The organism is Achromobacter mucicolens (assembly GCF_029866465.1).
In the GTDB taxonomy this organism is placed as follows: domain Bacteria; phylum Pseudomonadota; class Gammaproteobacteria; order Burkholderiales; family Burkholderiaceae_B; genus Achromobacter; species Achromobacter mucicolens.
Genome location: NZ_CP123364.1, coordinates 60,078 through 84,764, shown reverse-complemented (window position 1 = coordinate 84,764; position 24,687 = coordinate 60,078). Strand labels below are relative to the sequence as shown.

Sequence of the window (24,687 nt, the reverse complement as noted above, 5' to 3'; positions counted from 1 at the left end):
GGTCGCTTTGCCGACGTACAAACAGGGGAACGGGGCCTCCGCTGGCCACCAGTCGTGATAATGCACGTCCACACTCTTGCCTCCTGGCCCTTTCAATACGATATGCCGATTGGCTTGAAGTAGCTGCTCCCGACTTCCGGTCCACCAGAAAGCGTAGACCCCTGCGCTCACTGGCACAGCAGGCGGAATTCGCGCGTCTCGTAGATCTTTCACCCGGCGGACCGAAGCCGCTGTAAGCATTGTGCCCGTCAACAACTGCCAAGCAACTTGCACTTCCCCGACTCTATCCCTGTTATTCATGCGTTGTTGCTCTGGTCAGATGTTGAGATATGAATGCTTCGGTCACGACGACTACTACCGGCTGGAAGCTGTAGGCGACAGGCTTGGGACGGCTACTGAGAGCGAAGTTAATTTGCCAGTAGAAGGCGGGTCAGCTTGAGTGCAGTTTCAGTCGCGAGACAAAACCAGCTTTCCGCCGGCATTGGAAACAACTTTGTACCTGCGCAAGGAGTTGAGAGCGCCTACACCACCAGCAGCGACTGCGATACTTACCGCCGACAAAGCGGCAGGGAGCCCAAGTACTGTGACGGCACCTACGCCGACGGCACCGCTGTCTGGCGCACCCGCCCCGCCAGTACCCAAAGTGATAGCCACGGCAACGCCAATTGCACCGATGGCGATCACCCAGGCAACCGTGCCTGTTGCTTTAATTCTCAATACCTTATTTTGCAGGTCACCTTCAATTTCAATGGTGTCTTGATCATTCTTCAGTGCCTCTCCCAGCTCTTCCTCAGTTCGAATTGCCATGATTCTTCCAATTGCCAATACTTCGATTTCGATGCCGAACGTGAAATGTTGTTACACAGTTTAACATCATAAGTGTAAGCAGCGTCGGTCGCAAATTTGCTGTCGTCGCGTCTGGGCAAGTCGGAAATTTTCAGAGCTCAGTCAGTGGCCAACGAAAAATCCGATGGTCGAAAGGCCGCATCTGCCGCATTGTGTCGGTGGTGCGACCGGCCGGTTTTGGCCGAAAGTTGACTTTGGCTAATAATCGCGTTCTAGACTTCCGCCAACCGCTCCACCGTATCCGGAAACTTCTCCACCAGCCGAATCAACAACGCCGCCTGCGCATTCGGCTTTGCACGACCCTGCTCCCAATTCTCCACAGTCCGAGGATTGGTACGCAGATAGTGCGCAAACACCTGCCGCGACAACTTCAGCCGTTCACGCAACGCCAACAAATCTTCTGCCGTCACTTCGGGAGCAGGCTTGAGTTCAACCTTATGCGTGCGCAGCGTCCGCTTGCCTTCCCGCGCCTCCGCTAGCGCCTCAAACCCTTCGGCAATCTCCGAGTACAAGTCACGCTTCTTCATAACCTAATCTTCCTTTCGTGTTCGAGCATGCCCTTGAGCGCCTGTTTTGCTCTGGCGGACAGATCCTTCATTTCGTCCTTGTCGAACAGGGTGAACAGCCAAAACTGCGACCCGCCGTCCCACCAGTAGTAGATGACTCTCAGACCGCCGCGCTTACCTTTGCCGCGGCGGGGATCGCCGTGGCGCAGCTTGCGCAGTCCCCCAGTGCCTTCAATGACGTCACCCGCTGCGGGGTGCTTCATCATTGCGTGTTGCAGGTCGAGAAAGGCGTCGTCATCCAGGTACTCGGCCCGATAGCGCGAGAACGCGGGCAATTCTATGAACAGGGCTTTCATCAATGTACGTAAGTTACGTATAAATAGCAACTGCGTTGAATTTGGCCGCCACGCCTGGTCCTGCTGAATGCTCGCAACGCACAACCTGCGAAACACGCCCTGGCTCAGAGCAGCGGCGATGAGCCGCTCATTGTGGCGAGCCACGCTTCACTGATGAATTCTTTAGACCCAATATCAGACGACGTAACAGCGCTGCCCGCTCAATTCGTCCGTTTCTGATGCACGCCCCTGCTTGATCCCGATCCAGACCTCGCAACGTTGCTAGCAAGTCACGCCTTAGCCCCAGCTTGTCTTGCCAACCACACCGTCGCCCGCCCACACCCGGCATCCTCCACCACATGCCGCACCACCTCAAACCCATTCACCCCCAACAACTCCCGATACTCCTCCCCGTCCAAACTCCCGTGATACAGCGGCCTCCCTTCAAACTCCCCAATCGCCTCACCCAACCCCGGCCCGCTGGTAAACATCAACACCGCCCCCGGCGCAGCCAACCGCCCGAACTCCCCAAACATCGCCCGCTGATCCTCTGGCGATAAATGAAAAAAGCTATGCCAAGCGATCAACCCATCGAACAGCCCCGCGACCGCCATCTGCCGCATATCCGCAGCAATCCACTCATGCTCAGGAAACGCCGCCTTCGCCCGAGTCAATAACGGCACCGACGTATCCACACCCGTGATCCGGCAGCCACGCTCAATCAGATACTGAGCAATCGGCACCCCAAACCCGCACCCAATATCCAACACCCGCGGACTCGCCCCCGGCAGCAGCGCCAGAAACGCATCCAGCCACGCGCGCTCGATCAGCTCCGTCCCACGCAACCGCACAAACGCATCGGCATGCTCCCGATAGATCGACACCACGTCATCAGCAGGCGACTTGGACATCTTCAAACTCCCGTAACGGCGACCCAAGAACGCAGACCCTCAACGAGCGAATCACCCGCAAACGCCCGCATCCCCATGGAAGCACTCCCAAGCCTCCGCTTCAATATCCTCAATCACCACCCCATCCTCACCGGCGATGGTGAACTGCTCCTGGCTATCGCCAATACTCGCCGCCCCATCCAACCCCAACAGCAGCGAATACATCGTGTCCCGCAGAGCCAGATCCAAAACGCCACGCAAGCCCTCAATCTGCGCCGCCGACAACCCCAGCCCCCGCACCTTGGCCGCGACCGCGCTCCCACCATCCGCCGCCATGAACGTCTCCAACAGCTCACCCCGCAGCGCATTCCAGTTGCCGACAAATTCTTTCGCGTCCATTCGATTCCCTTAACGTGTCCAAACCTGCGGCCGCATACCCAACCCCAACCGCGATCCCATCAATCCAAAAAACAATCTATGGTCAGCCCGATTTTTGCAAGCGGGTTTGTGTTGGCGTAAATTGGGCTTTGCTCAAATCTATTCGGAGTCGTTTGGGGACAGGTCCCCCGCTCCATGATGAGAGTCGCGCCCGGCAAACCTCAAAAGGGCCTCAGCATCCAGGTGCTAAATTTTTTACCAGGTTTCTTGCCAGGCCGTTGAGCCGTTTATGTCTTCACGTACTCGCGTCGCAAAACCAGGAAGTGACTGCGTAAAACGGTGATGAATGTCAGGTTGCGCTAACAGCCTGCTCACTTCGGTAGTTCGTTCCATTGGCGAGGATGGCCCAGGCTATCCTCGCCAATTTATTGGCCAGCGCGCAGGCCACCACGTTCGAGTGGCGTCGTGCCAGCAGCTCGCGTACCCAGACGCCCAGCCGATCCGTGCGCCGCTCTACGCGTTGCATGATCGCTCGTGCGCCCTGCACCAACAGCCGCCTGAGATTCTTGTCGCCACGCTTGCTGATTCCCAGCAGCTTAGGCGTACCGCCAGTGCTGTATTGGCGTGGCACCAGACCCACAGAGGCGGCGAACTGGCGGGCCGAACCGAATTGCTGCGCATCGCCCAATTCTGTCATCAGCACGCTCGCGGTGATCGGCCCGATGCCGGGGATCTCCAGAAGCCGCTGGCTGCGTTCATCCTCGCGCAGTTGCTGGCACAAATCGCGTTCGATTTCGCCGATCTGCTCGTCCAAATACTTGAAGTGCGCCTGCAGCCGTTCAAGCAATGCCGCCAGTCGGGGCGGCAGCTCATGCTCGGCCAACACCGCTGGCAGGCGCCGCAGGATCGCCTGGCCGCGCGGCAGGCTGATGCCGAACTCCAGCAAGAAGGCGTGGACTTGGTTGATCACGCCGGTGCGCTCGCGCACCAGCGACTCTCGGACGCGGTGCAGCGCCGAGACGGTCTGCTGAGCCTCGTTGCGCACGCACACGAACCGCATGCTCGGGCGCGAGGCGGCTTCGCAGATCGCCTGCGCATCGGCAAAGTCGTTCTTGTTGCCCTGCACGAAAGGGCGCACGAACTGTGGGGAGATCAGCTTGGGTTGGTGGCCTAGCGCCTGGATGCGGCGCGCCATCCAATGGGCTCCTGCGCAGGCCTCCATCACCACCGTGCTGCACGGGCTATTACCCAGCAACGTGAACACTTGCTGGCGAGAGCACTTCTTGCGAAACACCATCCTGCCGGCAGAATCCTGCCCGTGCAGATGGAAGCTATGCTTACCCAGATCGATGCCAATCAGCGTGACGGTGCTCATGAGAGGTCTCCCAGAAAGAACAATCCCCACTCAGCGTACCGCTTCGTGGGGATCGGGCTGACCATCTCATTAGGGCCGCATAATCGCGGCCCCTGCATTCACTACTTTCTAAACCTCATCAAGCCTTACGCACCTGCGCAATCAGCGCATCCAGTTGCTTCAGCATCGAATCCACTTCCTCAGCCGTCACATTCAGCGCCGGCATGAAGCGCAGCAAATTCGGGCGCGGCGCGTTCAGCAGCAGACCTTCCGGCGCCTGATTACGCGCAGCTTCGACAATCGCGGGACCATCATCACGATCCATCACCAGCGCGCGCAGCAGGCCCATGCCGCGTTCGCCCTTCATGCCGTACTTGGCCGAGATGGCCAGCAGGCCTTCGGACAGCTGCTTGGCGCGGGCATTGACCGCGTCCATGAAGCCCGGCGCGACCAGCGCGTCGAAGACGGCGACGCCGACGGCGGTGGTCAGGGGGTTGCCGTTGTAGGTGCCGCCTTGGTCGCCGTGCTGGAACACGCTGACTTCCTGACGGGCCAGCAGGGCGGCCAGCGGCACGCCGCCGCCGATGCCCTTGGCCAGCGTCATGATGTCGGGGACGACGTCAAAGTGCTGGTAGGCGAACATCTTGCCAGTGCGGCCCATGCCGGTCTGGACTTCGTCGACGATGAGCAGCAGTTGGTTTTCATCGGCCAGCTTGCGCAGGCCTTGCATGAATTCCTTGGTGGCGGGCAGCACGCCGCCTTCGCCTTGGACGGGCTCCAGCATGATGGCGACGGTCTTGTCGTCGATCAGCTTGCGCACGGATTCCAGGTCGTTCAGTTCGGCCTTGGGGAAGCCTTCGACCTGCGGCGCGAACATCTTGTCCCAGCCCGGCTTGCCCGACGCGGACATCGTTGCCAGCGTGCGGCCATGGAAGCCGTGGTTCATGGTGATGATCTTGTAGGCGCCGTTCTTCTTGACCTGGCCCCACTTGCGCGCGAGCTTGATGGCGCCCTCGTTGGCTTCGCCGCCGCTGTTGGCGAAGAAGACGCGGTCAAAGTCGGAGGCGCCGGTCAGGCGCTGGGCCAGCTCGATCGAGGGGATGTTGTAGAACGCCGGCGACGGGTTCATCAGCTTTTGCGACTGTTCGACCAGCGCGCGCTGCATTTCGGGCGCGGAGTGGCCCAGGGTGTTCACCGCCCAGCCCTGCACGAAGTCCAGGTATCGCTTGCCCGCGTGATCCTCCAGCCAGGATCCCTTGCCGCTGACGAACACGAGGTCCGGGCGGGAGGTGATCTCCATGAGGGTGTCGACGTTGAACTGGCTGAATTCCATGGCGGTTCCTGCGGGATGTAAGGACAGGGGATGAGGGAAATTTCGGGGAACTTCCCCGGGGGAAGCGCGAAAAGGCAAATGTAGCACCGACGGGGGGATGCTATCGTGACGCTACCCCTCCGATCTGCCCCGGGCCGGCCTCATAAGGGCTGCCAGCGCGGGCGCTCTATTTTATGCAGGCGATGCGCCCCTCGCGCGCAGTCCGCCGTCGCTTTTTACTGACCAATCATGAAACGTATTCTTTCCAGTCTTGCCGCCGGCCTGGCACTGGCCGCCGCCATGACGCCCGCCCACGCGGAATTTCCCGACCGTCCCATCCGTCTGATCGTGCCGTTCCCGCCGGGGCAGGCGACTGACATCTTTGCGCGCGCGCTGGCTGAGAAGCTGGGCGCGGCGGTCAAGCAGCCGATCGTGGTGGAGAACCGCGCGGGCGCGGGCAGCAATATCGGCATGGAGCAGGCCACGCGCGCGGCGCCGGACGGCTACACGCTGGTGATCGCGGGCAGCGCCGCGGCGGTGAACCAGACGCTCTATAAGAACATCAACTACAGCCTGACCAAGGATTTCGCGCCGGTGTCGGGCGTGTTCTCGGTGCCGCTGATGTTCCTGGCGACGCCGGCGTCGGGCATTACGTCGCTACAGCAGCTGGTGACGCAGGCGCGCGCCAACCCGGGCGAACTGGCGTATGCCAGCGCGGGGATTGGCGGCACGCAGCATTTGTCGGCCGAGATGTTCAAGGCGGCGGCGGATATCGATATTCGCCACATTCCGTACAAGGGCAGTGGCCCGGCGCAGGCGGATTTTCTGGGGCATCAGGTGCCGCTGATGGTGGACTCGGTGACGGCGGGTCTGCCGCACGTGCAGAGCAAGAAGGCCGTGGCGCTGGCGGTGACGACGGCCAAGCGGTTGCCGCAGCTGCCGAATGTGCCGACGGTGGCGGAATCGGGTTATCCGGGGTTTGAGGCGATTGGCTGGGCGGCGGTGCTGGCGCCGAAGGACACGCCTGCGGAGATTACGAATGCGCTCAGCAAGCAGATCGGGCAGGTGTTGAATACGCCGGAGATGCAGAAGTTCTTCCGGGATCGTGGAGCGGAGCCGATGCCGCTGACGCCTGAGGCGACTGGGACGTTTATTGCCGCGGAAGTGGATAAGTGGGGCAAGGCGGTGAAGCAGTCGGGCGCGCAGGTGGATTGAGCGCGATTGGCGACAGCCGTCGATACAAGCCGTCCTTCAACAGGGGCGGCTTTTTTGTTGCCGGTTGCTGGACACCGCACACACCGCGCGCCGCGATTGGGTGGTTTTTCTGGATGATCCATCCAGCTTCAGGTGGTTTATCGGGCGCGGGCGCTTGCCTAAGCTCGAAGCTTCATCGACATCCGAAACACCTGAAGGAGATTTTCCATGGCGGACCATTCGATCAAGGGCAAGGTCGCGATCATTGCGGGCGGGGCGAAGAATCTGGGCGGGCTGATTGCGCGCGACCTGGCCGAGCAGGGCGCCCGCGCAGTAGCGATCCACTACAACAGCGCGGCATCCCAGGCAGAGGCCGAGGCGACCGTGGCGGCGGTGCAGGCGGCGGGCGCAAAGGCCGTGGCGTTGCAGGGCGACCTGACGACGGCGGCGGCAATGGAGAAGCTGTTTGCCGATGCGGTGGCGGCGGTGGGCCGGCCGGATATTGCGATCAATACGGTGGGCAAGGTGCTCAAGAAGCCCTTTACCGAGATCAGCGAAGCTGAATACGACGAGATGACGGCGGTAAATTCCAAGACGGCGTTTTTCTTTCTGCGCGAGGCGGGCCGGCACGTGAATGACAACGGCAAGGTGTGCACGCTGGTGACGTCGCTGCTGGGCGCCTTCACGCCGTTCTATGCGGCCTATGCGGGCACGAAGGCGCCGGTGGAGCATTTCACGCGTGCGGCGGCCAAGGAGTTTGGCGCGCGGGGGATTTCGGTGACGGCGGTGGGACCGGGGCCTATGGATACGCCGTTCTTCTACCCGGCCGAGGGCGACGACGCCGTGGCATATCACAAGACCGCGGCGGCGCTGTCGCCGTTCAGCAAGACGGGGCTGACGGATATCGAGGACGTGGTGCCCTTCATCCGCCATCTGGTCAGCGACGGCTGGTGGATCACGGGGCAGACCATCCTTATCAACGGCGGCTACACGACCAAGTAGGTGTCAGGACAGGGAGCGCGGCATGCATATGGCAATGGTGATCGGAGGCGGCGCGGTACTGCTGGGGGTGTTTCTGCTCTTTGGCAAGCTGTGGGGCGGCGATGCGGCAGCGCTGGCGGTGGCGGCCAAGGCTTTCATTCCCGTCTGGCTGGTGGTGTCGCTGGTGAACATGTGGGTGGGCGTCACCCATGCCGGGTACAGCGTGCGCGAGGAACTGCCGATTCTGGCGATCGTATTCCTGGTGCCGGCGGCGCTGGCTGCCCTGGCGATCTGGCGCAGCGCCTGACGCGGCTGGGCGCCCCCCGATTGCGGCTATGCTTTTGGTGCCTTGCGCGCGCCCCCGGGCAACGGGAGGGCGCGCGCAATTCCGTTGTCCCGTCCCACCGCATCGCCACAGGCCGCTCATGGACCGATTCGACCAGTATCGCGTGTTCGCGCACGTTGCCGAGATGGGCAGTTTCATCAAGGCGGCTCATGCCCTGGACGCGCCCCGGGCCTCCGTCTCGGCCGCCATCCAGCAATTGGAAGCGCAGCTTGGCGTGCGGCTGCTGCATCGCACGACCCGGCAGGTGCGGCTGACGGCCGACGGCGAGCAACTGCTGGAACGCGTGTTGCCGCTGCTGACGGAAGTCGAAGACATCGACCAACTGTTCCAGGCGAGCGAGCGGCAGGTGTCGGGCCGCCTAAGCATTGATGTGCCCAGCCGCGTGGCGCGCCGGCTGATCGCGCCGCAATTGCCCGGCCTGTTGCGCCGCCATCCGCGATTGCAGGTGGTGTTGAGTTCCACTGACCGCGCCATTGACCTGGTGCAGGAGGGCGTGGACTGTGCGGTGCGCATCGGTACGCTGCACGACAGCAGTCTGGTCGTGCGGCCGCTGGGCAGCATTGCGCTGATCAACTGTGCCAGTCCGGCTTACCTGCGCGAGCACGGCGCGCCAATGCACCCCGAGGAACTGGGCGGCCACTGGGCCGTGGGGTATGCGTCACCGAAGACCGGCCGCGAGCTGCCCTGGGAATCCGTGTCCGCCGATGGCGGCGTGCGCCAGGATACGGTTCGCAGCCGGGTGGTGGTGAACAATGCAGAAAGCTACATCGCCTGCTGCCTGGCGGGGCTGGGCCTGATCCAGATACCCCGTTTTGACGTGCAGCATCTGCTTGAAGCGGGCGAACTGGTGGAAGTGATGCCGGCCGCGCGCGCGGCGCCGATGCCGGTATCGCTGCTGTATCCGCACCGCCGCCAGCGCACGCGGCGGCTTACCGTGTTTCAGGAGTGGTTTGAAGGTTTGATGGCAGGTTACGTGGACGCCTGAGGCCGCGCGATCCAAAGCGGTGCGGATACGCCCGTCTGCGGCGCATCCGCCGCACCATTGCGGGGCGTTTGCACGAACCTTGCGCGCCCTCTTCCCGGGACGCCCACATGGCACAGAACTTGCATCTTCTCGCTTTGTATACCGACTTGGTGTGCAACGCGCTGACCCGACCGGGCAGTGCGGGCCCTGGAGAGTTCCTTATGAAACGCAGAACCCTGTTGCTGTCCCTTTGCGCCGCCGCCAGCATCCTGGTCGCGCCCCTGTCGCACGCCGACGCGCTGGACGATATCGTCAAGGCGGGCGTCATCAAGATTGCGGTGCCGCAGGACTTTCCGCCGTTTGGGTCGGTGGGCGCCGACATGAAGCCGCTGGGCTATGACATCGATACCGCGCAGCTGATCGCCAAGCAGCTGGGTGTGAAGCTGGAACTGGTGCCGGTGACCAGCGCCAACCGCGTGCCGTACTTGCAGACCAAGAAAGTGGACCTGGTGATCTCCAGCCTGGGCAAGAACGCCGAGCGCGAGAAGGCCATCGACTTCTCGGACGCCTACGCGCCGTTCTTCAATGGGGTGTTTGGCCCGGCGGACCTGAAGGTGTCGTCGGCCGCCGACCTGGCGGGCAAGACCATTGGCGTGACGCGCGGCGCGGTCGAGGACATCGAGCTGACCAAGATTGCGCCGGCGTCGGCCACCCTCAAACGGTATGAGGACAACAACGGCACGATCACGGCCTTTCTGTCGGGTCAGGTGCCGATGATCGCAACCGGCAACGTGGTGGCCGCCGCGATTCTGGCGCGCAATCCGCCCAAGAAGCCGGAAACGAAGTTCCTGATCAAGAATTCGCCGTGCTACATCGGCCTGAACAAGGACGAACCGAAGCTGCGCGCCCGCGTGAACGACATCCTGGCCGCGGCCAAGCGTGACGGATCGCTGTCGGCGATTTCTCAGAAGTGGCTGGGCGCCGAATTGCCCAAGGATCTGTAGGCTGCGCGAGGCCGTCATGGCTTACCAGTACGACTTTTCCTCGGTGTTCGAGTACACGCCGGTGCTGATCAAGGGCATCGGCGTCACGATCGAACTGATCGCGTTCGGCGCGGTGGCGGGCGTGGCCCTGGGCATCGCCTGCGCGTGGGTGCGCACGCAGGGCCCGGCGTGGCTGCGTGCGCCGGTCACCGCCTATATCGAGCTGATCCGGAACACGCCGTTCCTGATCCAGCTCTTTTTCGTGTTTTTTGGCCTGCCGTCGCTGGGCATCCAGCTGGGCGAGATGCAGGCGGCGTGCCTGGCGATGGCGCTGAACCTGGGCGCCTACAGCGCCGAGATCATCCGCGCCGGGATCGACGCCACGCCGCGCGGGCAGTACGAGGCCGGCGCCAGCCTGGCGCTGTCGCGCCTGCAGGTGTTCCGGCACGTGGTGCTCAAGCCGGCGCTGATGCGCATCTGGCCGGCGCTGTCTTCGCAGATCGTAATCGTGATGCTGGGGTCAGCGGTGTGTTCGCAGATCGCGGCCGAGGACCTGACCTTTGCCGCGAACTTCATCCAGTCGCGCAACTTTCGGGCGTTCGAGGTGTATTTCGTGACGACCGGGATCTATCTGGTGCTGGCGGTGCTGCTGCGCCAGGTGCTGCGCCTGACCGGACGGCGGCTTCTTCGCAAGGCGGCAAGATGATCGAGTTCTCGACCTGGGACATCGTGCGCAACCTGCTGCTGGCGGCGCGCTGGACCCTCGTGCTGTCGCTGGCGGCCTTTGCGGGCGGGGCGCTGATGGGTTTGCTGGCGCTGATGATGCGCACGTCGCGCGTGGCGGCGATGCGCCGCATCAGCTGGGCGTACATCGAACTCTTTCAGGGCACGCCGCTCCTGATGCAGCTGTTCCTGGCGTTTTTCGGGCTGTCGCTGATCGGCGTGGAGGTGCCGCCGTGGCTGGCCGCCGGCGCGGCGCTGACGCTGTGGTCGGGCGCGTTCCTGGCGGAGATCTGGCGCGGCTGCGTGGAAGCCGTGCCGAAGGGACAGTGGGAGGCGTCGGCCAGCCTGGCGCTGGGCTACGTGCAGCAGATGCGCTACGTGGTGCTGCCGCAGGCGCTGCGCATTGCGGTCGCGCCGACCGTGGGCTTTGCGGTGCAGATCGTCAAGAGCACGGCGCTGACCTCCATCATCGGCTTCACGGAACTGTCGAAGGCGGCCACCGTGATCACCAACGCCACCTTCAGTCCCTTCACTGTCTATGCCTGCGCCGCGCTGATCTACTTTGCGCTGTGCTGGCCCCTGTCGCGCCTAAGCCTCCGGCTGGAAAGGAAGTTGCATGCCCCTCATCGCCCTTGAAGACGTCCGCAAACGGTTCGGCGACAACGAAGTCCTGAAAGGCGTGACCTTGCGCGTCGACCCCGGCGAGGTCATTGCCATCATCGGCAAGAGCGGCTCGGGCAAGAGCACGCTGCTGCGTTGCATCAACGGGCTGGAGCAGATCGACGGCGGCGCGATCATGGTGGCCGATGCGCAGTTGGGCGATGACGAGCTGCGGCTGCGCGCGCTGCGGCTGAAGGTCGGGATGATTTTTCAGCAGTTCAACCTGTTTCCGCACCTGACCGTGGGGCGCAACGTGATGCTGTCGCCCATGGTGGCCAAGCGCGTGCCCGAGCGCGAGGCCGAGGACATGGCCCGGGCCATGCTGACCCGCGTGGGCCTGGCCCACAAGTTCGACGCCTGGCCGGACGAACTGTCCGGCGGCCAGCAGCAGCGCGTGGCGATTGCCCGTGCGCTGGCGATGCAGCCGCTGGCGCTGTTGTGCGACGAGATCACGTCGGCGCTGGACCCGGAGCTGGTCAATGAGGTGCTGGCGGTCGTGCGCGAGCTGGCTGCCGACGGCATGACGCTGCTGATGGTGACGCACGAAATGCGCTTTGCGCGCGAGGTCTGTGATCGCGTGGTGTTCATGCACCAGGGGCGCGTGCACGAGATCGGTCCGCCGGAGCAACTTTTCACGGCGCCGGCCACGCCGGAATTGCGGCAGTTCCTGGGGATGACGAATCTGGCGGCGTGAGCTTGGCCGTATCAATCAGGACGGCGGGCTGACCCGAATGTTCCGCCCCCCGTTTGCATGCGGTGTCGGGCCGTTCACGTACTCCCTTTTGCGCGCACCGGAAAGTAAAAATGCACCACCTGTCCTGGTGCGCATGCCTCTATCGCGGGTGCGGCGCGATTCCTATATTGGACTTGTCCGCCGCCGGACTCCGGGTTTCCCCGGCGCGGTTTCACCCCACCTGAAACCTGAGGATCGATGACATGGACAAGGACCGCATCAAGGGCGCCGCCAAGGAAGTGAAGGGCGCGATCAAGGAAACAGCTGGCAAGGTAACGGGCAACACCCGCACCGAAGCCGAAGGAAAAGTGGAGAAAGCCGAAGGTAAAGTGCAGCGCAATGTGGGAGAAGCGAAGGATCAGGCACGGGACTTGCTGGACAAGTAATTGCGGCTGCCATTCGGCATGACCCGCAACGTCCAATGATCGCCCGAAGGAGAAGAAAATGACCCACCGTATTTGGCTTGCACTGATGCTCGCGATTACCGCCGTGACCGCCGGTTGCAACACGATGGAAGGTGCCGGCAAAGACATTGAAAGGGGCGGGGAAAAGATCCAGCAGCAGGCCAAGTAGGCGCTTGCAGGCTGTATCCAAAGGTCGGCGCGTGACGGCGCGCCGGCCTTTTTTCGTTCTTACGAAACGCGGGATACGAGGGCGTGAGGGGTGAACGGTCGATCGTGACCGTGCACCGCGCCGGCTGGCCGGCCCTCAGAAGGACTTATTAGCGCGAGAAGCCGCGCGCCGAGATTTCCCAGATATCTTCCACCACGCCATCGCGCACCACCACCAGCCCGTCATGCAGGTTGAACGTGGGGTCCACGTGCGATGGCACCAGGCGCAGCACCGCGCCCAGGTCGGGCGCCTGCGCCCCCGGTTCCACGCGCACGACGCCGTGCTCATCATTGATGGCGGTGTATGTCAGCCCGGGTTCGCCGAAGATGGCGGGCGGGCCGCATTCCGCAGTAGTGGACTTGAGCCCCGCGTCCAGGATCACCCGGTCGGGCGCTGGCTTGCTCATGACCGTGGCCAGCACGAACAGGCTGTTTTCAAACGCCAGGGGGCCGTCCCATTCATTTGCGCCATAGTCGCCGTCCATGAAAGCGTACGAGCCGGCCTGCAATTCGGTATAGACGCCGCTGGCCGCATCGAACTCGGCGCTGCCCGTGCCGCCGCCGGTGATGGTGTCGCAGGCGATGCCGCTCTCGCGCAGCAGTTGCGCGTAGGACGCCGCGATGCGCGCCGCTTGGCGGCAGACCTCGGCGCGCTCCTCGCGCGTGCGGTAATGCTGTACCGACCCGTGATAGGCCTGCAGGCCAGAAAAGTTCAGGCCGGGCAGGTCGCGCGCCTGCTGCGCCAGCGCCAGCACGAGGGCGTCGTCGGACACCCCGCAGCGGCCCTGGCCGACGTCCACTTCCACCAGCACGTCGATCTGGGCGCCCGCCTGCACCATGGCCTGCGAGACCTGCAACAGGTTGTGCGCGTTGTCCACGCAGACGCTGATCTTTGCCACGCGCGCCAGCTGACCCAGCAGCGCCAGCTTGGCCGGACCGACGACTTCGTTGCTGATGTGGATGTCCTGGATGCCGGCGGCCACAAAGGGCAGGGCTTCGCTGACCTTCTGGCAGCAGATGCCGCGCGCGCCCAGCGCCAGCTGCCGCAATGCGATTTCCGGACATTTGTGCGCCTTGGCGTGCGGGCGCAGGGCGACGTCGTGGCGGTCGGCCCAGGCCTGCATCGCGCGCAGGTTGGCTTCAAAAGGCGCCAGGTCCAGCACCAGGCTGGGCGTGTCGACGCGGGCCAGCGGATCGCCTGGCTGTGCGGGCGGGGGCAGCGCAATGCCGCGTATGACTTCCTGGGACATCCTGATGACTCCGTAGTCTGACTGCTTGAGGGGTTGCGCACGCATAACCAAAGCGGGACCACCCATAACCAAAGGGGCAATGCACCCCCAGGTAAACGATAGCCCCGTAACCATTGGCTACCAGAGGGCGGCATGACAGAATTTCATCATGAAAACGGCCCCCAAGGGGAGGCCCATTTCCGGCAGGCGACCACGCCGCGCCGGCGATGACAAGACGACCCACGTCACTCGACATATTTGTCATTTCGTATTGGAGAAGCTCGCATGAAACTCAAGCATTGGATCACCGCCCTGACCGTCGCGGTCGCCGCCGTGGGCGCCACCGGCACCGCGCAGGCCCAGCAGTTCTTCCGCATTGGCACGGGCGGCACGGCCGGCACGTACTACCCGATCGGCGGCATCATCGCCAATGCCGTGTCGCAGCCCGGCAAGCTGGTGGCCACCGCCGTCGCTTCCAATGGCTCCGTGGCCAACATCAACGGCATCATGGGCGGCTCGTTCGAGGCCGGTTTCACGCAGTCGGACGTGGCCTACTGGGCCTACACCGGCACCGGCACGTTTGAAGGCAAGCCCAAGGCCCAGGACCTGCGCCTGATCGCCACCCTGTACCCGGAAAGCATCCACCTGGTGACGCGCAAGGGCGCGGGCATCAAGAGCGTGGCGGACCTGAAGGGCAAGCGCGTGTCCATGGACGAGCCGGGCTCCGGCACCCTGGTGGACGTGCGCCTGATCCTGGGCGCGTACGGCATGACCGACAAGGACATCAAGGCCGAATACCTCAAGCCCAACCAGGCCGGCGACAAGCTCAAGGACGGCGGTCTGGACGCGTTCTTCTTCGTGGGCGGCGCGCCTGCCGGCGCCATCGCGGAACTGGCCTCCAGCGGCGCCGGGATCGAGATCGTGCCGCTGGTCGGCCCCGAGATCGACGCGCTGCGCGCCAAGCAAGAGTTCTTCACGCCCGACACCATTGCGGCCAACACCTACCAGAACGTCGGCGAAGTGAAGACCATCTCGGTCAACGCGCAGATGGTCACGTCGGCCAAACTGCCCGAGCAAGTGGTCTACGACGTCACCAAGGCCCTGTATAGCGATGCCACGCGCAAGACGCTGGACAGCGGCCACGCCAAGGGCAAGCTGATCACCCGCGACAACGCCATCAAGGGCGCGGGCATCCCGTTCCACCCGGGCGCCGAGAAGTTCTACAAGGAAATCGGCCTATTGAAGTAGGCCCCCCCCGAAGCGCCGTTGGCGCTTTCCCCCCAGGGGGCGCCGGTGGCGGACCGGCGGAGCCGGATCCGCGCGGCCCCGCTTTTAGGGAGGCCGGGGTTCTTTATTCCGATTGCTTGCCTTTGACTAGGTTGGCGGATCGTTGCAGGTTTTTTTATGTGGCGGCATTGGCTCTTTGCCGCCTTTGAGCAGGGCCGCCTATGCGCGGCCCTGCTTGTTGAATCATCTTGAGAATCACCGCGATGCAAATCGACCACGAGAAAACCCAGCAGCTGGCGGAGAAGTACGACTCGGAAATCCGCTTCCGGCCGCTGGACAAGACCGCCACCTGGATCGTCTCGGGCCTTCTGGTCACGCTGTCGATCTTTCACTACTACACCGCCGGCTTCGGGCTGCTGCGCGAAGCCACGCACCGCGGCGTGCATCTGGCCTTCGTGCTCAGCCTGATCTTCCTGGTGTTCGGCTTTTCCAAGTCGCATTACCAGCGCGAGCCCAAGTCGACGTGGTACGCGCCGGGCGGCATTCCCTTGTACGACTGGATCATCGCCGTCGCGCTGGCGCTGTCGGTACTGTATATCCCGTACATCTTTGAAGACCTGGCGTTCCGCGTCGGCAACCCCCTGCCGATCGACGTCTTCATGGGCTCGATCCTGCTGATCGGCCTGCTGGAGGCCACGCGCCGGGCAATGGGATGGCCGCTGCCGATCATCGCGATCGTGTTCATGGCCTATGCCATGTTTGGTCCGTACTTCCCCGGTCTGCTGCAGCACGCAGGCAATACCTGGTCCCAGATCGTGAACCACATGTACCTGACGAGTCAGGGCGTGTACGGGGTGGCGGTGGGCGTGGTGGCGACCTATGTGTTCCATTTCGTGCTGTTCGGCGTGCTGGCCACCCGCATCGGCCTGGGCCAACTGTTCCTGGATGTGGCGTCCACGGTTGCGGGACGCTATGCGGGCGGCCCCGCGAAGGTGTCGGTGTTTGGCTCGGCCATGTTCGGCATGCTGTCCGGCTCCTCGGTCGCAAACGCGGTCACCGTGGGCTCGCTGACCATTCCCGCGATGATCCGCATCGGCTATCCGCGCCACTTCGCGGCAGGCGTCGAAGCGGCCAGCAGCACGGGCGGCCAGATCACGCCCCCGATCATGGGCGCGGCAGCCTTCCTGATGATCGAGTTCCTGGGCATCCCGTACCAGCAGATCGCGATCGCGGGCATCTTCCCGGCCTTCCTGTATTTCTTCGGCATGTTCATGCAGGTGCACTTCGAGGCCAAGCGTGAAGGGCTGCGCGGCCTGACCCCCGAGGAAATGCCCAAGCTCAAGCAGTCGTTCAAGATGCGCTGGCCGACGCTGATTCCGCTGGTGCTGCTGATCGGCGTGCTGGCCAGCGGACGCACGCCTTACCTGGCCGCTTTCGCGGGCATCACGGGCTGCATCGTGGTGGGTCTGTTGAATCCGTTCCAGCGCCTGCGCTTGCGCGACCTGTACGAAGCCTTCGAGACGGGCGCCAAGTACGCGCTGGCCGTGGGTGCCGCGGCCGGGACGGTCGGCATCGTGATCGGCGTGGTGACCCTGACGGGCGTGGGCTTCAAGATCTCTTACATCGTGATCTCGGCAGCCCAAGCCATTGCAGGCGGTGCGGCCACGGTGATCCCCGAAGCCATCGCCAATATGCAGACGCTGACGCTGGTTGCGGCGCTGATCATGACGGGCATCGTCTGCATCCTGATGGGCTGCGGCATCCCTACCACCGCCAACTACCTCATCATGGTCGCGGTTGCCGCGCCCACGCTGGTGCAGTTGGGCGTGCAACCCATCGCGGCGCACTTCTTCGTGTTCTATTTCGGCATCCTGGCCGACATCACGCCTCCGGTGGCGCTGGCCGCGTATGCGGCGGCGGGCATGGCGGGCAGCGATCCCTTCAAGACCGGCAACACGGCGTTCAGGCTGGGCATCACCAAGCTCATCGTGCCCTTCGTGTTTGTGTTTTCGCCGTCGCTGCTGATCTCGGTGCAGGGGTTCACCTGGTACGACTTCTTCGTGACCCTGTTCGGCTGCATGGTCGGGCTGGTGCTGCTGTCGGCCGCCTTCTCGCGCTACATGCTGGTCGCCATGAAGAGCTGGGAGCGCTGGCTGTGCACGATCGGCGCGTTGCTGACCATTCTGCCGGGCATCGTCACCGGCCTGATCGGACTGGCGATTTGCATTCCGGTATTCATCCGGCAGCTGGCCGAACTGAAACTGGAGAATGCGCCGAAGTCGGCATGACGTACGCGCCGCGCAGGCGGCGCCATGAAAAAAGGGGCGGACCAAATCGGGCCCGCCCCTTTTTGCTGAATCAGCCATTTTGTCAGCATTTGGGCGCAAAATGGGCGGTCTTGGGCGCATGGTGACGTCCTACAACATCCGCCTTTTCCCCGGTTGCCCGGCAAATTAAATCGGCGTAAAGTAAAATTCATGTTTGCTGGTCTGCCGATATGCGGGCCGACTGTGCAAACAGGCACAAACTGCGCCATATGTTCGATATCCTGGTCTATCTGTTCGAGAATTACTACACGCCTCAGGCCTGTCCTGCTGCCGATGTGCTCGCCAAGCGGCTTGCCGCTGCCGGTTTCGAGCACGAGGACATCGACGACGCGCTCGGGTGGCTGTACGGCCTGGCCGAGACCACCGAACGGTGCGTCGATCTGGCACAGGCGCCCTCGTCCGGCACCCGGATCTACACCGAGAACGAATACCAACAGCTCGGCACCGAGTCCATTGGCTTCATCGCCTTCCTGGAATCGGCTGGCGTGTTGCCCGCGCCCCTGCGCGAAATCGTGATCGACCGGGGCCTGGCCTCGCCGGAAACGCCCGTGCCGCTCTCCAAGATCAAGATCATTGCCCTCATGGTTCTCTGGAGCCAGGAAGCCGAGATCGACAATCTGGTCCTCGAAGAGCTGCTCGACGAAGAAGGCGGCCGCTTGCTGCATTGAGCGCGCGTCCCCGTCCCGCACACCCTGATTCAACCCTTCAGCCCGCGCGCCTGGCCGCGCGGGCTTGAGCTTTTTATTCCGTCCCCGTGACCTACGTCGGCCGCTTTGCCCCCAGCCCCAGCGGCCCGCTGCATGCGGGCTCGCTGGCGACCGCGCTGGCCAGCTGGCTGGACGCGCGCGCGCAGGGCGGGCGCTGGCTGCTGCGCATCGAGGACGTGGACACGCCCCGCACGGTGGCGGGCGCGGCGGACGTCATCATGGGCCAGTTGCAGGCGCTGGGACTGGTCTGGGACGGCGACATCGTCTGGCAGTCGCGCCGCAATGCAGCCTACCAGGCGGCGTTTGACGCGCTTGCCGCTCAGGGCCTGATCTATGGGTGCGGCTGCACGCGCCGAGAAATCGCGGATTCGGCGCTGCGGGGCCAGACCGCGCCCGGCGCCGATGGCGAAAGACCCTACCCCGGCACGTGCCGCCACGGCCTGCCGGCGGGGCGCGAAGCCCGCGCCTGGCGGCTGCGCGTGCCGGACGGCGTGGAACGCTTCGAGGACCGTTGGCTTGGCCCGCAGGAGCAGGATGTGGCGCAGGCGGTGGGGGATTTCGCCCTGCGGCGGGCGGACGGGCTATGGGCGTACCAATTGGCGGTGGTGGTGGACGACGCCGCGAAGGGCGTGACGGACGTGGTGCGCGGGGCCGACCTGCTCAGTTCCACGGCGCGCCAGCGCGTGCTGGGCCGCCTGTTGGGCCTGCCGCCGCTGCGCTACCTGCACGTGCCGTTGATCCTGGACCCGGCCAGCGGGCTTAAGCTGTCCAAGCAGAATGGCGCCCCCGCGGTGGATACCCGCGCGCCGCTGCCGGCCTTGCAGGCCGCGTGGGCGGCGTTGGGCTTTGCGCCGGTGGCCGCCACGGGCGTGACGTCATTCCTGCAGGACGCCACGGCGCGCTGGGCAGCACGGTTTCCGGGCTGACGCCGCCCGCACTGCCGCGCGCGTTGCCTGCCGGCTGATCCCTGAAGGCCCTGCAACCGCTCACAGCGGCTGCAAGTCTGCCCCCAGCATCCGCACCAGCAACGCTTCGCCATCGTCGGCCACGCGCAGTTCGCCGAAACGCGCGACCTCGTAACGCGCTGCTTCGCCTTCCGGGAAGAAGAACGCATTGGTCACGATGCGCACACCATTGCCACGGACCCGATAGCGCAGCGGCACTTCGGTTTCGGCATGCGGGTGCACGTCGGACTGGATCCGCACCGCCTGCGCCACACCGCGCGAATCCGGCGTCAGCATCACGTAGCCGTCCGGCTCGTAGCCCATGACGCTTTCGGCGTCGTTCTGGTTGCCGCCCAGCCGCAGGCGCGTCACCTCGCGTCCGGCCGCAAAATTCAAGGCCATGTAGTCGCCCTGCATGAGGGAGCGCGGATCGACCGGCACCAGCTCCAGGATGACGACCTTGCCCGACGACAGGAGTTTTTCGCGCTCCCAGATGCCGACGTTGGCCGCGACCAGCACCAGCGCCAGGCCGCCCAGGATGCCCGCTGTGCGCCAGCGCAGGGCCGGGGATACCGGCGGCAGGGGACGCGCTTGAACCGGGGCCTGCGTGCGCATCAGGCGTGGCACCAGCCAGACCGCGGCGCGCAGCACGAACAGCACCACCGCCGCGCCGCTCAGCCACAGCGCCTTTTGCAGCAGCGGCAGCTCCAATTGGTAGTAATAGACGCCCAGGTACGCCAACAGGCTGGCGGCGCCGAAGATCATGACGCGCGGCTGGTTCAGGCCAAATCCCAGCAGCAGCCACGCCAGCGCGAAGCCGACGCCCGGACTGGGCAGCCAGAACAGCGCCAGCAGCAACAGGCCGATCGGCACGCCCCAGGTGACGCCGCCGGTCAGGAGGCGGCGTCGCGGCCACAGCACGGCCAGCGCGGCGGCCACCGGCAAGAGCGCGCCCGCGACGACCAGGGCAGCGGTGCGCGGCGCAAGCTGCCAGATCGCGGGCAGTTCGGTGACGGCAATGCCGCTTGCAAGCCAGACCATGCCCTGCACGGACAGCAGGAACGCCCACGCCAGCGGCTGCAGCGCATGGCCGCGCCGCGCGCCCACGCGGTGGCTGACGGTGAAGATGACGGCGGTGGCCCATGCGCCGATGACGCCGATGGGTAGCCACAGGAAGGTGGCCCGGGTCGCGTCGAAACGGATCCAGGCGTCCATCAGGTCTTCCCGCATGAGGTCGGGCGACAGGCCGCGCCAGATCAGGCCGGCGCTGGCCAGCGCGATCAACAGGCCGCTCAGAAAGCGCAGGATCACGTCGGGACCCAGCGCATAAACCGCGGCCGCCATCAGCAGCACGAAGAAGCTTGCACTGGCGAACGAGGTCGAACTGGACAGTCCGAAAATGATGAGGATCTGTCCAGTGAAAGCCATGGCCGTGCCGCACTGCCGCCAGAACGGACCGGCATCGCTGCGCAGCACCGCCACGCCCACGGCGCAGAGCACGAGGCCGGCGACCAGCGCGCCGCTTTCGGTGGTGATCAGGTTGGAGAACGCGACGAACAGCAAAAGGAGCAGGGTGGCCAGCCACGCGGACAGGCCCAGCAGGCATTGCACGTACCAGGGCGGTTCGGCGCGCGGCACGGCAGCGGGCGCCAACTGGGCCACGGGCGCGCTGGATTCGGCGGGATCGACGGCATTGCCTGCCGAGGCGCCGGCCGGTTCCGCGTCCGCGGCCGGCACGGGGACGGGCGCTTCGTTGCTCAGGCCGCGCAGCCAGCGGGCGGCCACGACGGCCTCGGCCATCAGCAAGGCGGCCAGCGGCAGCGCTGCCCACGCGCCGGGCTCCAGCCGCCACAGCCACTCGCCCACCACGCGCAGCGACACGCAGATGACGCCGGCGGCCAGCATGGCCAGGATGACGAGGTCGCGCCGGCCGCGCTGATAGTAAAGACCGAGCCCCAGCGTGGCGGCAACCCAGGCGACGCCGTTGTAGGTGCCCAGGCCGTCGACGATGAAATCGCCGAACATAAGGGCCAGGACCAGCACGCTGATCGCGATGGCAGCCAGGATGCGCGGCCCGAAGACGGTGCTGGCGCGCCAGCGTCGCGCGGCCATTTCCCAGCCGAAGAGCAAGACGAGGTTCAATGCGGCCATGACCAGGCTGGGCAGGCCCGGACCGCCGAAGATCATCATCCACGTGAAGACGCGTTCGCCCAGCCACAGCGCGACCGCAAGATTGAGCACCAGCGCCCACAACAACCACACGGCCTGGCTGCCCGCGGCAAGCGCCCAGGGCAAGAGCAACACTGCCCACCACGCGAACAGTTCCCAGGTATCGGCGCCCGTCTGGTAAGTTTGTCCTAATAGGGCGAGCAGGGCGCCCAGCAAAATGCCGGCCAATGCCAGCAGCGCGCCAGGGATGCTGCGCCGCACGCCGGGCCGGGCGCGCAAGCGCAATCCGGACCACGCGGCGGCCAGCGCGCAGACGGCCAACAGGCCCTGCAACCCGGCAAAGCGCTGCATTTTTGTCATGTCCTGCCAGTTGGCGGCAACCCAGCAGACGGCAGCGCTGCCCAGCAGCAAAACGCCTAGCCACAAGGTGCTTCGCGCCAAAAATTGACGCCAAGCGTGCAGTTCGGATCCCGCTTGCCTTTCAGTGCCGACTTGCATCTGGCGAATCTCCGATCTTATTATCCGCGCTGATACGGCGGGACTACCGCCACTGGAAACACATGAATAAAACGCTGATTATTGCCGAGAAGCCCTCGGTGGCCCTTGATATATCACGCGCCTTGGGAGGCTTCGCGCGCGAGGGCGACTATTTTGAAAGCGAACGTTACGTTCTCGCTTCAAGCATCGGCCATTTGCTCAGCTTGGTCGCGCCCAACGATCCGGTCAAGGGGAAGTGGAGCTTCACGCACCTGCCCGTGATTCCGCCGGCATTCGAATTGGGCCCGACCGACAAGAAGTCCGCCGAACGCCTCAAGCTGCTGGTCCGGCTTGCCAAGCGCAAGGACGTGGACGCCATCATCAACGCCTGTGACGCGGGACGTGAAGGCGAACTGATCTTCCGCTACATCATTCAGTACGCCGGCGTGAACAAGCCCATCCAGCGCCTGTGGCTGCAGTCGATGACGCAGGCCGCCATCCGCGAAGCCTTCGCCAGCCTGCGCGACGATACGCAGATGAAGCCGCTGGAAGCCGCGGCGCGTTCGCGCGCCGAGGCCGACTGGCTGGTCGGCATCAACGGCACGCGCGCCATGACCGCCTTCAACAGCAAGGACGGGGGCTTTTTCAAGACGCCGGTCGGCCGGGTGCAGACGCCCACGCTGGCCATCGTGGCCGAACGCGAAGAGCGCATCCGCCGCTTCGTGCCGCGCGACTACTGGGAAGTGCGCGCCACCTTCGTGGCGGCCGCCGGCCTGTACGAAGGCCGCTGGATCGACCCGCAATTCAAGAAAGACGACCGCGACCCGGAAAAGCGCGAATCGCGCCTGTGGTCGGCCGCCGCCGCGCAAAGCGTGGTCGCCGCCTGCCGCGAGCAGCCGGGCAGCGTGACCGAGGAATCCAAGCCGTCCAGCCAGATGTCGCCGGCCCTGTACGACCTGACGTCGCTGCAGCGCGAGGCCAACGGCCGTTTCGGTTTTTCGGCCAAGACCACGCTGGCGCTGGCGCAGACGCTGTACGAACGCCACAAGGCCCTGACGTATCCGCGTACCGACTCGCGCTACCTGCCCGAGGACTACATCAGCACGGTGCAGGAAACCATGCGCGCGCTGGCCAAGGGCGGCTCAAATGCCGTGGGCGGCCTGTCGCGCCACGCCGAGACCGTCGTCAGCCAGCAGTGGGTCAAGCCCAACCGCCGCATCTTCGACAACAAGAAGGTGTCGGATCACTTTGCGATCATCCCCACGCTGCAGATCCCGCACGACCTGAGCGAAGCCGAGGCCAAGCTCTACGACCTGGTGCTCAAGCGCTTTTTGGCCGTGTTCTTCCCGGCGGCAGAGTACCGCGTCACTACGCGCCTGACCGAAGTGCAGGGGCATCGCTTCCGTACGGACGGCAAGGTGCTGGTCAACCCCGGCTGGCTTGCCGTGTACGGCAAGGAAGCGCAGGGCGAAGACGCCAACCTGGTGCCCGTGGGCGACGGCGAGACCGTGCGCACCGAGGAAATCGAGGCCGTCGGCCTGTCGACCAAACCGCCCGCGCGCTTTAACGAAGGCACGCTGCTGTCGGCCATGGAAGGCGCCGGCAAGCTGGTGGACGACGAGGAACTGCGCGAAGCCATGTCCGAGCGCGGCCTGGGCACGCCGGCCACGCGAGCGGCCATCATCGAAGGCCTGCTCAACGAAAGCTACCTGCGCCGCGAAGGCCGCGACCTGGTGCCCACCGCCAAGGCGCGCCAGCTCATGACGCTGCTGTCGGGCCTGGACGTGGCCGAACTGACCTCGCCCGAACTCACCGGCGAATGGGAGCACAAGCTCAAGCAGATCGAGCAGGGCGGACTGGGCCGCGAGGCCTTCATGCGCGAGATCGCGCAGATGACGCAGGTGATCGTCAAGCGCGCCAAGGAGTACGAGCGCGACACGGTGCCGGGCGACTACGCCACGCTGACAACGCCGTGTCCCAAGTGTGGCGCGGTGGTCAAGGAAAACTACCGCCGCTACGCCTGCACGGCGTGCGATTTTTCGATCGGCAAGCACCCGGGCGGCCGCACGTTCGAGCTGCCGGAAGTCGAAGAGCTGCTGGCCAAGCGCGAGATCGGTCCGCTGCAAGGCTTCATCAGCAAGATGGGACGGCCGTTTGCGGCCATCCTGCGGATCAGCGACGAATACAAGCTGGAATTCGACTTCGGCCAGAACGACGAGGACGACAACGAAGCCGTGGACTTCTCCGGCCACACGCCGGTGGGCTCCTGCCCGAAGTGCCAGTCGCGCGTCTTCGAGCACGGCATGAGCTACGTCTGCGAAAAATCGGTGGGCCCCGAGAAGTCGTGCGATTTCCGGTCGGGCAAGGTCATCCTGCAGCAGGAGATCTCGCGCGAGCAGATGGAAAAGCTGTTGACCAACGGCCGCACCGACCTGCTCGACGGCTTTGTCTCCAGCCGCACGAACCGCAAGTTCAAGGCGTTCCTGGTGCGCCAGCCTGACGGCAAGATCGGGTTCGAGTTCGAGCCCCGTCCCGAGAAGCCTGGCCGCGCCCGCGCGCCGGCCAAGACGGCAACGAAGACCGCCACCAAGACGGCGGCCAAGACGGCTGCGAAGAAGGCGCCGGCCAAGAAGGCTGCCGCCAAGACCGCAACCAAAACGGCCACAAAAACCGCCACCAAAACCGCGGCCAAGAAAGCCGTGAAAAAGGCGGCGCCCAAGAAGACCACGGCGTAATCCAGCCTGCGCCGCACGACCAAACGCCCGGGAGACCGGGCGTTTTCCATTGTTGG

24 protein-coding genes are annotated in these 24,687 nt (G+C 64.5%); 15 read left to right on the top strand and 9 right to left on the bottom strand.

Annotated elements, in window-relative coordinates; translation table 11 throughout:
• Positions 1-447 precede the first annotated feature (447 nt).
• From QEP15_RS00410 to QEP15_RS00380, 7 genes are all read right to left on the bottom strand, one after another.
• Positions 448-807, bottom strand: coding sequence for a hypothetical protein (locus QEP15_RS00410; RefSeq protein WP_280148289.1), 360 nt, complete (start codon positions 805-807; stop codon positions 448-450).
• Positions 808-1,058: 251 nt separating this feature from the next.
• The gene (locus tag QEP15_RS00405; protein ID WP_280148288.1) at positions 1,059-1,373 is read right to left on the bottom strand and encodes a helix-turn-helix domain-containing protein; all 315 of its coding nucleotides are present in this window, start codon (positions 1,371-1,373) and stop codon (positions 1,059-1,061) included.
• Positions 1,370-1,852, bottom strand: coding sequence for a type II toxin-antitoxin system RelE/ParE family toxin (locus tag QEP15_RS00400; protein WP_280148287.1), 483 nt, complete (start codon positions 1,850-1,852; stop codon positions 1,370-1,372). The genes QEP15_RS00405 and QEP15_RS00400 overlap by 4 nt, the downstream gene beginning before the upstream one ends.
• Positions 1,853-1,977: 125 nt before the next feature.
• Positions 1,978-2,598, bottom strand: coding sequence for a class I SAM-dependent DNA methyltransferase (locus tag QEP15_RS00395; RefSeq protein ID WP_280148286.1), 621 nt, complete (start codon positions 2,596-2,598; stop codon positions 1,978-1,980).
• 51 nt (positions 2,599-2,649) lie between these two features.
• The gene (locus QEP15_RS00390; protein WP_280148285.1) at positions 2,650-2,976 is read right to left on the bottom strand and encodes a hypothetical protein; all 327 of its coding nucleotides are present in this window, start codon (positions 2,974-2,976) and stop codon (positions 2,650-2,652) included.
• Between the two features lie 328 nt (positions 2,977-3,304).
• Positions 3,305-4,330, bottom strand: a complete 1,026-nt coding sequence (locus QEP15_RS00385; protein ID WP_142049788.1) for an IS110 family RNA-guided transposase — start codon at positions 4,328-4,330, stop codon at positions 3,305-3,307.
• Between the two features lie 118 nt (positions 4,331-4,448).
• Positions 4,449-5,642, bottom strand: coding sequence for an acetylornithine transaminase (locus QEP15_RS00380; RefSeq protein WP_218342422.1), 1,194 nt, complete (start codon positions 5,640-5,642; stop codon positions 4,449-4,451).
• Between the two features lie 228 nt (positions 5,643-5,870).
• Here QEP15_RS00380 and QEP15_RS00375 point away from each other — a divergent pair, with 228 nt between their 5' ends.
• From QEP15_RS00375 to QEP15_RS00330, 10 genes are all read left to right on the top strand, one after another.
• Positions 5,871-6,836 carry a Bug family tripartite tricarboxylate transporter substrate binding protein gene (locus QEP15_RS00375; protein ID WP_280148284.1) on the top strand — a complete coding sequence of 322 codons (966 nt, stop codon included), beginning with the start codon at positions 5,871-5,873 and terminating at the stop codon, positions 6,834-6,836.
• A gap of 207 nt (positions 6,837-7,043) precedes the next feature.
• A complete protein-coding gene (locus tag QEP15_RS00370) occupies positions 7,044-7,817 on the top strand; it encodes an SDR family oxidoreductase (RefSeq protein ID WP_279991297.1) in 774 nt (257 codons plus the stop codon).
• A gap of 22 nt (positions 7,818-7,839) precedes the next feature.
• A complete protein-coding gene (locus QEP15_RS00365) occupies positions 7,840-8,103 on the top strand; it encodes a hypothetical protein (RefSeq protein WP_056327710.1) in 264 nt (87 codons plus the stop codon).
• A gap of 118 nt (positions 8,104-8,221) precedes the next feature.
• Positions 8,222-9,127, top strand: a complete 906-nt coding sequence (locus QEP15_RS00360; protein WP_056327709.1) for a LysR family transcriptional regulator — start codon at positions 8,222-8,224, stop codon at positions 9,125-9,127.
• A gap of 200 nt (positions 9,128-9,327) precedes the next feature.
• Positions 9,328-10,110 carry a transporter substrate-binding domain-containing protein gene (locus QEP15_RS00355; protein WP_152383082.1) on the top strand — a complete coding sequence of 261 codons (783 nt, stop codon included), beginning with the start codon at positions 9,328-9,330 and terminating at the stop codon, positions 10,108-10,110.
• 16 nt (positions 10,111-10,126) lie between these two features.
• Positions 10,127-10,795: an amino acid ABC transporter permease gene (locus tag QEP15_RS00350; RefSeq protein WP_280148283.1), complete on the top strand. Its 669-nt coding sequence runs from the start codon at positions 10,127-10,129 to the stop codon at positions 10,793-10,795.
• Positions 10,792-11,448 (top strand): amino acid ABC transporter permease, encoded by a 657-nt coding sequence (locus QEP15_RS00345; RefSeq protein ID WP_253854297.1) that lies wholly within the window; start codon positions 10,792-10,794, stop codon positions 11,446-11,448. The genes QEP15_RS00350 and QEP15_RS00345 overlap by 4 nt, the downstream gene beginning before the upstream one ends.
• Positions 11,429-12,166, top strand: a complete 738-nt coding sequence (locus QEP15_RS00340; protein ID WP_142052026.1) for an amino acid ABC transporter ATP-binding protein — start codon at positions 11,429-11,431, stop codon at positions 12,164-12,166. The genes QEP15_RS00345 and QEP15_RS00340 overlap by 20 nt, the downstream gene beginning before the upstream one ends.
• Before the next feature lie 242 nt (positions 12,167-12,408).
• The gene (locus QEP15_RS00335) at positions 12,409-12,591 is read left to right on the top strand and encodes a CsbD family protein (RefSeq protein WP_063954200.1); all 183 of its coding nucleotides are present in this window, start codon (positions 12,409-12,411) and stop codon (positions 12,589-12,591) included.
• A 58-nt stretch (positions 12,592-12,649) separates the two neighbouring features.
• Positions 12,650-12,778, top strand: coding sequence for an entericidin A/B family lipoprotein (locus tag QEP15_RS00330; RefSeq protein ID WP_056327784.1), 129 nt, complete (start codon positions 12,650-12,652; stop codon positions 12,776-12,778).
• A 148-nt stretch (positions 12,779-12,926) separates the two neighbouring features.
• Here the strand turns inward: QEP15_RS00330 and QEP15_RS00325 are convergent, their stop codons facing one another.
• Positions 12,927-14,066 (bottom strand): DSD1 family PLP-dependent enzyme, encoded by a 1,140-nt coding sequence (locus QEP15_RS00325; RefSeq protein ID WP_280148282.1) that lies wholly within the window; start codon positions 14,064-14,066, stop codon positions 12,927-12,929.
• Between the two features lie 264 nt (positions 14,067-14,330).
• Between QEP15_RS00325 and QEP15_RS00320 the strand changes: the two genes are divergently transcribed.
• The 4 genes from QEP15_RS00320 (at position 14,331) to gluQRS (ending at position 19,232) form a co-directional block, all read left to right on the top strand.
• The gene (locus tag QEP15_RS00320) at positions 14,331-15,293 is read left to right on the top strand and encodes a TAXI family TRAP transporter solute-binding subunit (protein ID WP_152383079.1); all 963 of its coding nucleotides are present in this window, start codon (positions 14,331-14,333) and stop codon (positions 15,291-15,293) included.
• A gap of 242 nt (positions 15,294-15,535) precedes the next feature.
• On the top strand, positions 15,536-17,560 hold the full coding sequence (locus tag QEP15_RS00315; protein ID WP_152383078.1) for a TRAP transporter permease: 2,025 nt from the start codon (positions 15,536-15,538) through the stop codon (positions 17,558-17,560).
• A gap of 248 nt (positions 17,561-17,808) precedes the next feature.
• Positions 17,809-18,267 carry a Smg family protein gene (locus tag QEP15_RS00310; protein ID WP_056327700.1) on the top strand — a complete coding sequence of 153 codons (459 nt, stop codon included), beginning with the start codon at positions 17,809-17,811 and terminating at the stop codon, positions 18,265-18,267.
• An 86-nt stretch (positions 18,268-18,353) separates the two neighbouring features.
• Positions 18,354-19,232, top strand: a complete 879-nt coding sequence (gene gluQRS, locus QEP15_RS00305) for a tRNA glutamyl-Q(34) synthetase GluQRS (RefSeq protein ID WP_152383077.1) — start codon at positions 18,354-18,356, stop codon at positions 19,230-19,232.
• Positions 19,233-19,292: 60 nt separating this feature from the next.
• Here gluQRS and QEP15_RS00300 read toward each other — a convergent pair whose 3' ends face one another.
• A complete protein-coding gene (locus QEP15_RS00300; RefSeq protein ID WP_152383076.1) occupies positions 19,293-21,917 on the bottom strand; it encodes a GDYXXLXY domain-containing protein in 2,625 nt (874 codons plus the stop codon).
• Between the two features lie 62 nt (positions 21,918-21,979).
• Here QEP15_RS00300 and QEP15_RS00295 point away from each other — a divergent pair, with 62 nt between their 5' ends.
• Entirely contained in the window at positions 21,980-24,631 is a 2,652-nt protein-coding gene (locus tag QEP15_RS00295) for a DNA topoisomerase III (RefSeq protein ID WP_152383075.1), read from the top strand.
• Positions 24,632-24,687: the final 56 nt, after the last annotated feature.

Excerpts from the sequence above, each read along its gene's own strand:
- QEP15_RS00410 (WP_280148289.1), bottom strand. The coding sequence starts at position 807 with ATGGCAATTCGAACTGAGGAAGAGCTGGGAGAGGCACTGAAGAATGAT.
- QEP15_RS00405 (WP_280148288.1), bottom strand. The coding sequence starts at position 1,373 with ATGAAGAAGCGTGACTTGTACTCGGAGATTGCCGAAGGGTTTGAGGCG.
- QEP15_RS00395 (WP_280148286.1), bottom strand. The coding sequence starts at position 2,598 with ATGTCCAAGTCGCCTGCTGATGACGTGGTGTCGATCTATCGGGAGCAT.
- QEP15_RS00390 (WP_280148285.1), bottom strand. The coding sequence starts at position 2,976 with ATGGACGCGAAAGAATTTGTCGGCAACTGGAATGCGCTGCGGGGTGAG.
- QEP15_RS00385 (WP_142049788.1), bottom strand. The coding sequence starts at position 4,330 with ATGAGCACCGTCACGCTGATTGGCATCGATCTGGGTAAGCATAGCTTC.
- QEP15_RS00380 (WP_218342422.1), bottom strand. The coding sequence starts at position 5,642 with ATGGAATTCAGCCAGTTCAACGTCGACACCCTCATGGAGATCACCTCC.
- QEP15_RS00375 (WP_280148284.1), top strand. The coding sequence starts at position 5,871 with ATGAAACGTATTCTTTCCAGTCTTGCCGCCGGCCTGGCACTGGCCGCC.
- QEP15_RS00370 (WP_279991297.1), top strand. The coding sequence starts at position 7,044 with ATGGCGGACCATTCGATCAAGGGCAAGGTCGCGATCATTGCGGGCGGG.
- QEP15_RS00365 (WP_056327710.1), top strand. The coding sequence starts at position 7,840 with ATGCATATGGCAATGGTGATCGGAGGCGGCGCGGTACTGCTGGGGGTG.
- QEP15_RS00360 (WP_056327709.1), top strand. The coding sequence starts at position 8,222 with ATGGACCGATTCGACCAGTATCGCGTGTTCGCGCACGTTGCCGAGATG.
- QEP15_RS00355 (WP_152383082.1), top strand. The coding sequence starts at position 9,328 with ATGAAACGCAGAACCCTGTTGCTGTCCCTTTGCGCCGCCGCCAGCATC.
- QEP15_RS00350 (WP_280148283.1), top strand. The coding sequence starts at position 10,127 with ATGGCTTACCAGTACGACTTTTCCTCGGTGTTCGAGTACACGCCGGTG.
- QEP15_RS00345 (WP_253854297.1), top strand. The coding sequence starts at position 10,792 with ATGATCGAGTTCTCGACCTGGGACATCGTGCGCAACCTGCTGCTGGCG.
- QEP15_RS00340 (WP_142052026.1), top strand. The coding sequence starts at position 11,429 with ATGCCCCTCATCGCCCTTGAAGACGTCCGCAAACGGTTCGGCGACAAC.
- QEP15_RS00335 (WP_063954200.1), top strand. The coding sequence starts at position 12,409 with ATGGACAAGGACCGCATCAAGGGCGCCGCCAAGGAAGTGAAGGGCGCG.
- QEP15_RS00330 (WP_056327784.1), top strand. The coding sequence starts at position 12,650 with ATGACCCACCGTATTTGGCTTGCACTGATGCTCGCGATTACCGCCGTG.
- QEP15_RS00325 (WP_280148282.1), bottom strand. The coding sequence starts at position 14,066 with ATGTCCCAGGAAGTCATACGCGGCATTGCGCTGCCCCCGCCCGCACAG.
- QEP15_RS00320 (WP_152383079.1), top strand. The coding sequence starts at position 14,331 with ATGAAACTCAAGCATTGGATCACCGCCCTGACCGTCGCGGTCGCCGCC.
- QEP15_RS00315 (WP_152383078.1), top strand. The coding sequence starts at position 15,536 with ATGCAAATCGACCACGAGAAAACCCAGCAGCTGGCGGAGAAGTACGAC.
- QEP15_RS00310 (WP_056327700.1), top strand. The coding sequence starts at position 17,809 with ATGTTCGATATCCTGGTCTATCTGTTCGAGAATTACTACACGCCTCAG.
- QEP15_RS00300 (WP_152383076.1), bottom strand. The coding sequence starts at position 21,917 with ATGCAAGTCGGCACTGAAAGGCAAGCGGGATCCGAACTGCACGCTTGG.
- QEP15_RS00295 (WP_152383075.1), top strand. The coding sequence starts at position 21,980 with ATGAATAAAACGCTGATTATTGCCGAGAAGCCCTCGGTGGCCCTTGAT.